This is a genomic window from Mesorhizobium marinum (genome assembly GCF_040813675.1).
GTDB classification, from domain to species: domain Bacteria; phylum Pseudomonadota; class Alphaproteobacteria; order Rhizobiales; family Rhizobiaceae; genus Mesorhizobium_K; species Mesorhizobium_K marinum.
The window spans coordinates 1-515 of record NZ_JBFOCI010000047.1; the positions used below are offsets into that span (position 1 = coordinate 1).

The following is a 515-nucleotide window of genomic DNA, read 5'->3' on the forward strand; positions in this document are numbered from 1 at the left end:
GATACTGATTGAGCAGCGAGACGCCCTTGGCGCCGCCGACATAGCCGTTTTCGGGATTGTCCCACTCCGGCTTGTGCTTGGCGACGAAATCGTCGAGCTGCAGGATGCCGCCGGTCTCTGCGAGGTCGCCAAGGCGGTTCCACTCGACCGCGTAGATGTCGAATGCTCCACCCTTGGTGGAGATGTCCTGCATCGTCTTGGTGAATTCCTGGCCGTTCGGCACGCCGACGATGTCGAGCGTAATGCCGGTTTCCTTTTCCCAGAGCTCCTTGATGGACGGGGCGCCGGCCGGGAATGGCTGGGTCAGTTGGCCAATCGAACCGTCCGAAAGGCCGAGCACGATCTTGTCGACCCCCGACGCCTTCAACGCCTTGGCCGCCTCGATCGCCCGCCCTTCGGGCGTATCTGCGCCATACTGGTAGCGCTCTGCGCCGTCGAAGCCGGTTGGCCCACCGATCATCCCGGGGGCAAGGGCGTCGGCCGCAAAGGCGCGACCGGGGCGAATGAACTTCGGC

1 protein-coding gene is annotated in these 515 nt (G+C 64.3%); it reads right to left on the reverse strand.

Translation table 11 applies throughout. From position 1 onward, the window contains the following. A partial coding sequence (locus ABUE31_RS22795; RefSeq protein ID WP_367726056.1) for an extracellular solute-binding protein occupies window positions 1-515 on the reverse strand: 515 nt, incomplete at both ends.